General features: G+C 29.1%; 6 protein-coding genes and 1 tRNA gene. 2 read left to right on the forward strand and 5 right to left on the reverse strand.

Features of this window, described 5'->3' with window-relative positions; translation table 11 throughout:
* Positions 1-6: 6 nt before the first annotated feature.
* Together nusB and ABWO04_RS03415 are read right to left on the reverse strand one after the other, a co-directional pair.
* On the reverse strand, positions 7-948 hold the full coding sequence (gene nusB, locus ABWO04_RS03410) for a transcription antitermination factor NusB (protein ID WP_353077322.1): 942 nt from the start codon (positions 946-948) through the stop codon (positions 7-9).
* 81 nt (positions 949-1,029) lie between these two features.
* On the reverse strand, positions 1,030-2,136 hold the full coding sequence (locus ABWO04_RS03415) for a Glu/Leu/Phe/Val family dehydrogenase (RefSeq protein WP_353077323.1): 1,107 nt from the start codon (positions 2,134-2,136) through the stop codon (positions 1,030-1,032).
* Positions 2,137-2,316: 180 nt separating this feature from the next.
* Between ABWO04_RS03415 and ABWO04_RS03420 the strand changes: the two genes are divergently transcribed.
* The gene (locus ABWO04_RS03420; protein WP_353077325.1) at positions 2,317-4,080 is read left to right on the forward strand and encodes an ABC transporter ATP-binding protein; all 1,764 of its coding nucleotides are present in this window, start codon (positions 2,317-2,319) and stop codon (positions 4,078-4,080) included.
* A 71-nt stretch (positions 4,081-4,151) separates the two neighbouring features.
* A complete protein-coding gene (locus ABWO04_RS03425) occupies positions 4,152-4,538 on the forward strand; it encodes a PUR family DNA/RNA-binding protein (protein ID WP_353077327.1) in 387 nt (128 codons plus the stop codon).
* Positions 4,539-4,649: 111 nt separating this feature from the next.
* On the opposite strand, the gene ABWO04_RS03430 is transcribed toward ABWO04_RS03425, so the two are convergent.
* From ABWO04_RS03430 to ABWO04_RS03440, 3 genes are all read right to left on the reverse strand, one after another.
* Positions 4,650-4,723: transfer RNA gene (locus ABWO04_RS03430), tRNA-Thr, on the reverse strand.
* A 76-nt stretch (positions 4,724-4,799) separates the two neighbouring features.
* Positions 4,800-5,069 (reverse strand): hypothetical protein, encoded by a 270-nt coding sequence (locus ABWO04_RS03435; protein WP_353077329.1) that lies wholly within the window; start codon positions 5,067-5,069, stop codon positions 4,800-4,802.
* 57 nt (positions 5,070-5,126) lie between these two features.
* The gene (locus ABWO04_RS03440; protein WP_353077331.1) at positions 5,127-6,086 is read right to left on the reverse strand and encodes a type I phosphomannose isomerase catalytic subunit; all 960 of its coding nucleotides are present in this window, start codon (positions 6,084-6,086) and stop codon (positions 5,127-5,129) included.
* Between the last annotated feature and the right edge of the window lie 22 nt (positions 6,087-6,108).

Raw genomic sequence — 6,108 nt, forward strand, 5'->3', positions numbered from 1 at the left:
ATTAATTTATAATAATCCTCTACCCGTTTTTTTAATTTTATCTTCGGCTTGAAAATCTTTTACTAAATTATCTAAAATTCCGTTGATAAATATACTACTTTTTGGCGTAGAATATTCTTTAGCAATTTCTAAATATTCGTTTAAGGTAACTTTTACAGGAATTGACGGGAATTTTAACAATTCGCAAATAGCCATTTTAAGGATGATAGTGTCTAATTCCGCTATACGCTCCTTATCCCAATTTGGTGTTTTGTTTTCAAATGTGGCTGCAAATTCCAATTCATTTAAAACTGTTTTTCTAAATAAATTTCTTACAAATTCTTTGTCATCTAAATCTTTAAAAACAACTGGCAACTCTAAAGAATCATCAAAACTTTTTATCGCCTTAATTTGCTTAGAAAGTAAGGTGTTAATTACAGGAATATCATCAACCCATGTAATTTTATAATCTTCTAAATAATCGTAAAGTTTTTCGTTTGGTGCAATAATCTCATTAAAAACATCATATATAAAGAAAATATCTTTCTTAAATTCTGATGTTTCAACTGCCATATATCGTTTGTATATATCCGAAGTTTTAATTGCTTCTAAAAGGAAAATAATACAATCGTCATTACGTTTCCAATTGTCAATTTTTCTTTCTTCTAATTTATCATAAAAGGCAGTGTGATTTCCTAAAACTTTAAAGAAACTGTTATTTACAAACTTAAAGTTAGGATTTTGTTCTTCTTTTGTAGCCAAATGTTTTTTAGAAGCTAATTCTAAATATGCTTTTTCTTTGAGTTGTAATTCATTGAAAATAGAAAGCATAACTAAATATAAATCTTGAGAATTTTCAATACTTTGTAATAAAAATTTTTCCTCTTTATCTAATGAATCCGATTCGTGACGATGCATTGCATAGATGGTTTGCATCACTTTTACTCTAAAATGTCTTCTGTTAAGCATGGCTAAGAACTTTAAAAAAATTATCCCGAAATAATTATTGTTTTATTTCGGGACAAATTTACAATTTTTTATTTTAAAGAATTATTTGTTTTGTAATTCTTTTTTTCTGTCATCAATTCTTTTTTGAGCAATATTTAATGCCGCTTGATGTGTTGTAATATTTTGAACATCTGATAAGGTAAAGATATCCATTGCAGTATGGTAAATATTTTCTGTTTTTTCCATTACTTGAGCAGAAGTTAAATTTGCCAACTCAGAATACACATTAATTACACCACCTGCATTTATTAAGAAATCAGGAGCATATAAAATTCCTTTTTCTTTCAATAATTTTCCATGAATCAATTCATTAGCAAGTTGATTATTAGCCGCCCCAGCAATTACTTTTGCTTGAATCTTGCTAATGGTTTCATCGTTAATAGTTGCGCCTAAAGCACATGGTGCGTATATATCAACATCTAAACTGTATAAATCGTTTCCACTAAAAATTTTAGCTCCGTATTTTGAACCCACTTCATGTAATCTATTTTCATTAATATCAGAAATAGTTACAATAGCACCTTCATTCGTTAAATGTTGTACTAAAACTTCACCTACATGCCCAATTCCTTGAACTAAAACGCGCTTTCCAGCTAAAGTATCTACGCCAAATTTGTGTTTAGCGGCCGCTTTCATTCCCATAAAAACACCATATGCTGTGATTGGAGATGGATTTCCAGAGCCACCTTTACTTTCAGAAATTCCAGTAACATAAGGCGTTACTTCTCTTACCGTATCCATATCTTTAGTTTCCATTCCAACATCTTCAGCTGTAATGTATTTTCCAGATAATGAATTTACATATTCTCCGAATTTTCTCATCAATTCCGGTGTTTTTTCAGTTTTGGCATCACCAATAATAACTGCTTTTCCACCACCTAAATTCAATCCTGAAATAGAAGATTTAAAAGACATACCACGAGATAAACGCAACACATCATTTAAGGCTTCCCACTCGTTTGCATATTTCCACATTCTGGTACCTCCAAGGGCTGGACCAAGAACGGTATTATGAATTCCGATTATTGCTTTTAATCCTGTATCTTTGTCATTACAAAAAACAACTTGTTCGTGTCCGTCAAAAGAAATTTGACCAAAAACAGGATCTACTTTATGTAGTTCATTTGAATTTATAATATCTGTTGTCATGAGTATATTTGATTATTTATCAATAATGAGTCGCAAAAATAGGTATAAATTATATAAAATTCTCGTATTTTATTTTATTTTATTTTTACGAATACAATAATTACAAGCTTTAAACATAAAATAGAAAAAACCATAAATTAACTAACAAAATTAAAATTACTTTTAATTACATTACTTTAAATGAAAGAATTACAATATTTAAATAAATATTTCATAAAATATAAATACCGCTTTTTATTTGGAATTGTCATCACTATTGTGGCACAAATATTTGCATTATACACTCCGGAATTAGTTGGGAAATCAATTTCCTTAATTGAAACCTTTCTGAAATCGGAAAACAAAGACACTGCTTTATTAAAAAACGAACTCTTTAAAAATATTGCACTAATCATATTCTGCACTTTAATTGCTGGATTTTTGACCTTTTTAATGCGTCAAACCTTAATTGTAATGTCTCGATTTGTAGAATTTGATTTGAAAAATGAAATATTCAATCATTACCAAAATCTTTCTCAAAATTTTTACAAAAAAAACAGAACTGGCGACTTAATGAATCGAATTAGTGAAGATGTTGGAAAAGTAAGAATGTATGTAGGACCAGCGGTAATGTATACCATAAATACAATAATTCGATTTGCTGCAATCATTATTAGTATGTCGGCAGTAAACGTAAAACTTACCATTTATTGCTTGCTTCCACTACCGATTTTATCTTATAGTATTTTTGTTTTAAGCAAACGAATCAATAAAAAAAGTACCGAATATCAAGAGAATCTATCTACGCTTTCCTCTTTTACACAAGAATTTTTTTCTGGAATCAGAGTAATAAAAGCATATGCTTTAGAAAATGATAGAAATAATGAATTCATTAAATTATCTAAAATTAGTAAAGAAAAAAACTTAGCGTTAGCCAAAACAAACGCTTTATTTGGACCTCTAATGATTTTATTAATTGGATTAAGTTATTTAATTGTAATTTTTGTAGGCGGACAAATGTATGTTAATGGAGAAATTAAAGACATTGGAGTAATAGCTAAGTTTTTATTATACATAGGGATGTTAGTTTGGCCTGTGGCTTCATTTGGCTGGGTTTCTTCATTGGTTCAAGAAGCAGAAGCCTCACAAAAAAGAATCAATGAATTTTTAACAGAACAACCCGAAATTCAAAATATAGGAACAATTACCACTCCAATTGAAGGAAAAATTACTTTTGAAAATGTAAGTTATACCTACGATGACACAAACATAAAAGCACTAACTGATGTTAGCTTTACAATAAACAAAGGAGAAACTATTGCGATTTTAGGAAAAACAGGATCAGGAAAATCAACCATATTATCTTTATTAACTCGAATTCACGACGTATCTGGAATTTCTAAAATTAAAATTGATGGTAAAGATTTAGCAGATTACGATTTATATCATTTGAGAAAAAGTATGAGTATTGTTACGCAAGATCCATTCTTGTTTTCCGATTCAATAAAAAACAATATAAAATTTGGAAAAGAAGATGCCACTGACGATGAAATTATTGAAGCAGCAAAAATGGCAGTAGTGGATGATAATATTCAATTGTTTACTAATAAATATGACACTATTTTAGGAGAACGAGGTATTACATTGTCAGGCGGACAAAAACAACGAGTTTCTATAGCCAGAGCGATAATTAAAGAAGCACCAATATTAATTTTAGATGATTGTTTAAGCGCCGTTGATACAGAAACTGAAGAAAAAATAATCAATAATTTTAAATTAATTTTCAAAGATAAAACAACAATTATCGTAACACATAGAGCATCTGCAGCTAAAAATGCAAATAAAATAATAATTTTAGATGAAGGAAAAATTGTACAACAAGGCACACACAATGAACTTGTAAAAGAAGAAGGCTTTTATAAAGATTTATTCATAAAACAACTTTCTGAAAAAGAAAATGCTTAAAAAAATTGTTTAATAAAGTTTTTTTTTAGATTTTTGAAACACGAAAACAACTAATAATTGAACGAAGGATTATGAATGACAAAGAATTAGTAGAAAAAGACATTTTTTCTAAGGTATTAAGAGCAGGAAGAAGAACGTACTTCTTTGATGTAAGAGCAACAAAAGCAGACGATTATTACATTACCATTACTGAAAGTAAAAAATTTACAGAAGAAGATGGTTCGTATCATTTTAAAAAACATAAAATTTATTTATATAAAGAAGATTTTGCTTCTTTTAATGAAATTTTAAGCGAAATGACCGAATATGTAATTAACCATAAAGGAGAAGAAGTAATTTCAGAAAGACATCAAAAAGATTTTAAAAAAGAATCTGATGGTGCAGAATACTCCAATTCTGAAGAACCTACTTCTACTTCTTCAAAAAGTTACACAGATATAGATTTTGACGATATTTAAAACAAAAAAATGCTTTCTTAGAAAAGCATTTTTTTTTATAACCCATTTTGGTTTTTTAAACTTCAATAAATACAAATAAAAAAAGGCAATCTTTCGATTGCCTTTTTTTTGAGCCAGTGGAGGGACTCGAACCCACGACCTGCTGATTACAAATCAGCTGCTCTAGCCAGCTGAGCTACACCGGCGACTCATTTTGCACTGCAAATATAGTCTTGATAATTTAATTTGCAAAAAAAATAATCTTTTTTTTTGCGATTTTTTTTAGTTTAATTCGTTTACTTTTGCAACAAATTGATTTGCAGCAACTTCGAATTCAGCTTTTACTAATTTGTAATGTGCTTTTTTATTTTCAACATTTTTTTGGTTTACTTTTACCATTAATGCATCAAATGTATCGTAAATATCTCCTACTAAAGCCTCTGAAGATTCAGTTGGTTTTCCTGTAGAAGTCATTTCCCAAATATATACTATGTTTAAGATATCTCCTAAAACGTAGTTAATTTCTTTTTTCAAGTTTTTAACGCTTGCCATTTTCTTATTTTTAAAAATTATGATGCAAAAGTAAACAATATATCAATACGCTGCTAATTAAATTGTAATTTCCAATAGAGTTGCTTCACCAATAATTTCAAAACTATCTATTATAGCTGGAATTAATATAGTATCTCCTTTTTTAAATTCAGCTTTAAAATGTAGCATATTAATAGTGAAACTTCCTTCTGTACACATCAAAACCGTGAACGATTCTTTCGTTTTTTTCCAATTGTAAATATCTGAAATTTGTAAAATATTGGTCTTAAAAAACGGACATTCTACTAAATTAACTGACTTATTTTTAACAACTTCGTAGTCTAATTTAGTATTTGTAGGTTCAAAGTTTATTGCATCAAGAGCTAAATCTGTATGTAATTCTCTACCAACTCCATTTGCATCTATCCTATCCCAATCATATAATCGATAGGTAATGTCGCTTGTTTGTTGAATTTCTGCAATTAAAACACCAGCGCCAATGGCGTGAACGGTACCTGTTTCCAGAAAAAAAGCATCGCCTGCTTTTACAGGAGTTTCATTTAAAACTGCAACTAATGTTTTATTTTCTAAATGTTCTTGATACTCTTTTTTATTTGTTTTGTCTTTAAATCCAACTACCAATCTTGCATTATCATCGGCTTGCATTACGTACCACATTTCCGTTTTACCAAAAGAGTTGTGCCGCTCTTTTGCCAATACATCGTCTGGATGTACTTGAATAGACAAGTCTTCTTTGGCGTCAATAAATTTAAAAAGTAAAGGAAAATTATTTCCGAAATGTTGAATGGAATTAACACCTAATAACTCTGTAGGGTATTTTTCAATTAATTGATTTAAATTCAATCCTTCAAATGCTCCATTAACAACAACACTAATATCATTTTCTACAGTTGTTAACTCCCAGCTTTCGCCAATTTGGCTGCCATCAAAAGATTTATTTAAAACTTCTTTTAGTTTGATACCTCCCCAAATTCGTTCTTTAAAAATGGGTTTGAAAAGTAAAGGATAAAACAACATTTATTTGCCTCTATAGGTTACA

This window comes from Flavobacterium sp., assembly GCF_040382755.1.
GTDB lineage: Bacteria > Bacteroidota > Bacteroidia > Flavobacteriales > Flavobacteriaceae > Flavobacterium.

What these genes read in the sequence shown, in the direction of transcription:
- nusB (WP_353077322.1), bottom strand. Translation starts at nt 948, where the DNA reads ATGCTTAACAGAAGACATTTTAGAGTAAAAGTGATGCAAACCATCTAT.
- ABWO04_RS03435 (WP_353077329.1), bottom strand. Translation starts at nt 5,069, where the DNA reads ATGGCAAGCGTTAAAAACTTGAAAAAAGAAATTAACTACGTTTTAGGA.
- ABWO04_RS03440 (WP_353077331.1), bottom strand. Translation starts at nt 6,086, where the DNA reads ATGTTGTTTTATCCTTTACTTTTCAAACCCATTTTTAAAGAACGAATT.
- ABWO04_RS03425 (WP_353077327.1), top strand. Translation starts at nt 4,152, where the DNA reads ATGAATGACAAAGAATTAGTAGAAAAAGACATTTTTTCTAAGGTATTA.
- ABWO04_RS03415 (WP_353077323.1), bottom strand. Translation starts at nt 2,136, where the DNA reads ATGACAACAGATATTATAAATTCAAATGAACTACATAAAGTAGATCCT.
- ABWO04_RS03420 (WP_353077325.1), top strand. Translation starts at nt 2,317, where the DNA reads ATGAAAGAATTACAATATTTAAATAAATATTTCATAAAATATAAATAC.